Origin of the sequence: Streptomyces sp. NPDC058662, from assembly GCF_042716255.1 — a bacterium.
GTDB lineage: Bacteria > Actinomycetota > Actinomycetes > Streptomycetales > Streptomycetaceae > Streptomyces.
Genome location: NZ_JBHXRU010000149.1, coordinates 7,836 through 10,604, shown reverse-complemented (window position 1 = coordinate 10,604; position 2,769 = coordinate 7,836). Strand labels below are relative to the sequence as shown.

2 protein-coding genes are annotated in these 2,769 nt (G+C 72.8%); one reads left to right on the top strand and one right to left on the bottom strand.

Annotation, left to right across the window (positions count from 1 at the left end; all coding sequences use genetic code 11):
• Positions 1–104 precede the first annotated feature (104 nt).
• Positions 105–1,295 (top strand): cytochrome P450, encoded by a 1,191-nt coding sequence (locus tag ACFWUQ_RS29870; protein ID WP_384544237.1) that lies wholly within the window; start codon positions 105–107, stop codon positions 1,293–1,295.
• 55 nt (positions 1,296–1,350) lie between these two features.
• Here the strand turns inward: ACFWUQ_RS29870 and ACFWUQ_RS29865 are convergent.
• Positions 1,351–2,769: AAA family ATPase (locus ACFWUQ_RS29865; RefSeq protein ID WP_384544235.1), on the bottom strand; the 1,419-nt coding region annotated here is incomplete at its 5' end.

Sequence of the window (2,769 nt, the reverse complement as noted above, 5' to 3'; positions counted from 1 at the left end):
GGCAGCGAACCGCGGTTCGCTGCCGGTCTCCACGCCCCCACGCACGCGGAATTGCCCATCGCACGCTCCGGACGCACCAGTCCGCCGACTTTAGGCTCGGGAAGATGACCATTACTTCGGACACGCTCGCAAAGGATCCGGCGGAGTCGCTGTTCGCCTGGTTCCGCACCAAACTCGACACCCAGCCGGTGTACCGGGACGAAGAACAGGGCTGGCAGGTGTTCGGCTACGCCGACATCGCACGGATCATGGCGGACACGACCACCTTCTCCTCCGACACCGCCGGCGCCTTCAACCCTCCGCAGCCCGATCTCGACTTCTTCGACATGGGCAACCTGGTCACGACCGACCCGCCCCGCCACCGGCAGCTGCGCTCCGTGATCAGCTCCGTGTTCACCGCGCGTGCCGTGGCCGGACTCGCGCCGCGGATCGAGAAGATCACCAGCACGCTGCTCGACTCCGCGGGCGACTCGGACCGCTTCGACCTCATCGACACGCTCGCCTACCCCCTGCCGATCACCGTGATCGCGGACCTGCTCGGGCTGCCCATCGAGGACGAGCCCCTGTTCAAGGTGTGGGGCGAGGCCCTGGGCACCGTGGACGCCGCCACCGTCCCGCCGGACCTCATGGAGAGCGACGTCGTCCCCGCGGTGCGGGAGATGAATGCGTACTTCCTGGAGCACGTACGGCGCCGGCGCCTGGAGCCCGCCGACGACGTGATCACCCGGCTCGCCAAGGCCGAGATCGACGGGAAGCCGCTGGCCGACGGCGAGATCGTGGGCGTCATCGGTCTGACGATGTTCGCCGGCCACGCCACCACCCTGGCCCTCATCGGCAACGCGGTGCTCCTGTTCGAGGAGCACCCGGAGATCGGCGCGGCGGTACGCGCCGACCGCGACCTGCTGCCCGGCGCGATCGAGGAGATCCTGCGCCTGCGGCCGCCGTTCCCGCGCCTGGCGCGGATCACCACGACCGACACCGAGATCGGCGGCCACGCCGTGAAGGCCGGGGAGCTGGTGACCCCGTGGATCGGAGCCGGCAACCGCGACGCGGCGCGTTTCCCCGATCCCGACCGGTTCGACATCCACCGCAACAACCAGGGGCAGCTGGTCTTCGGACACGGCATCCACTTCTGCCTGGGCGCGCCGCTGGCCCGCATGGAGGCCCGGATCGCCCTGAACATGATGATGGACCGCTACCGGGACATCCGGGTGGACCCGGACGCCACGACGGAGTACGAGAACCCGTGGCAGATCGTCTCCCCCAGGGTGCTGCCGATCCGCGTGACCCGATGACGCCGATGTGACGGGCGCCGGCGCGGCGGTACGGGTCGGCCGGTCCAGGAGGTCTTCAGGCCCTGTCGGCGCCGGCGCACCTGTCGTCCCGCGAAGAGGCCGAGCCCGAGGCGAGGATCCTGCGCAACTGGCCGCGCCGGACCGCCTGCTGCGCGCCCGCGCCGTCGAGCATGGCCCGCAGCAGGCCGCCGGCCGAGCTCTTCAGCACGCTGTCCGTCGTCGATGTCAGGAATTCGAGGAGACGGTCGACGGCGGCGTCGGAGATCGGCTCCAGGGTGAGGGTGAGGGCGTGCCGGCTGCCGGCGCCCCACTCCAGGCGTCGCTTGAGGAGCTCGGGCCGCGCCGTGCCGATGACGAACAGCGGCAGCGGGCCCACCGACCTGGTCAGGTCCTCGACGAAGTCCGTCAGGGTCTCGTCCGCCCAGTGCAGGTCCTCGAAGACCACGACGAGCGGGCCCAGGGACGCGATCCCCGACAGCAGCTGCCGCGCCGCCGCCAGCACCTCGTGCGTCGCCGCCGGGGCCGCGTCCGGGTCGACGAGGGGGCCCAGGGACGCCAGCAGCCGCCCGCGGTCCTCCTCGGACGCGAACAGGCGGTGCACGGCGGCGGCCAGTCTGGCCTCCCGCGCCGCCGGCGGGTCGGCCTGCTGGATCCCGCAGCAGGACAGCAGGAGGTCGTGCAGGGCGGCGAGTGGGTGCCGGTCGCCGGCGGGCCGCACGCGGGACACCAGGAACCGGACGGCCTCCGGATCGGCGGCGACCCGGCGCTCGAACTCCGTCACGAACCGGGTCTTGCCGACGCCCGGTTCCCCCAGCACCGTGACCAGGTGCGGCGCCGACAGGTACCGGGTGCGCCGCAGCAGCCCCCGCAGGACGTCCAGGTCGCACTCCCGGTCGATCACCGGGACGGCGTGCAGGGCCACGTACTCCTGGCGCAGGCCCCCGATCCGCCATCCCGAGGAGGGGGTGTCGCGGTGGTGGGTGAACGCGGACTCGGTCAGCCGGCGGGTGTTGTCGCAGACGTGGACCTCACCGGCGGGCGTGCCGGACAGCAGGGCGTGGCACTCGTCGAGCAGCGCCCCGTTGACGGACGGCGGGATGCCGCTGCCGTCGGGCGTGTAGCGGACGAGCGCCTCGCCCGTGGCGACGGCGACCTGGATGCCCACTCCCGCGGTCGGCGGCGCGGCCGTGTCGCCCGGCCCGGCCGGTGCGGCCAGCCGGTCGCGGACGGCGAGGGCCGCGTGGACGGCCCGCTCCGCGTCGTCCTCGCCCGCTCGGGGCACGCCGAACAGCACGAGCCGGGTCGAGCCGATCGTCGCCACGACCGCTCCGCCCAGGCACTCGACCTCCTCGCGGATGGTCACCGCCGCCCGCTCGACCAGCGCGTCGACGTCCTCGGCGGGTGACCGGTGCCAATCCCGGACTGGGGCGTCGCTGGGACTGAGGGGGGTGTGGTCGTTGGGCGCGTCGAGCAG

Excerpts from the sequence above, each read along its gene's own strand:
- ACFWUQ_RS29870 (WP_384544237.1), top strand. The coding sequence starts at position 105 with ATGACCATTACTTCGGACACGCTCGCAAAGGATCCGGCGGAGTCGCTG.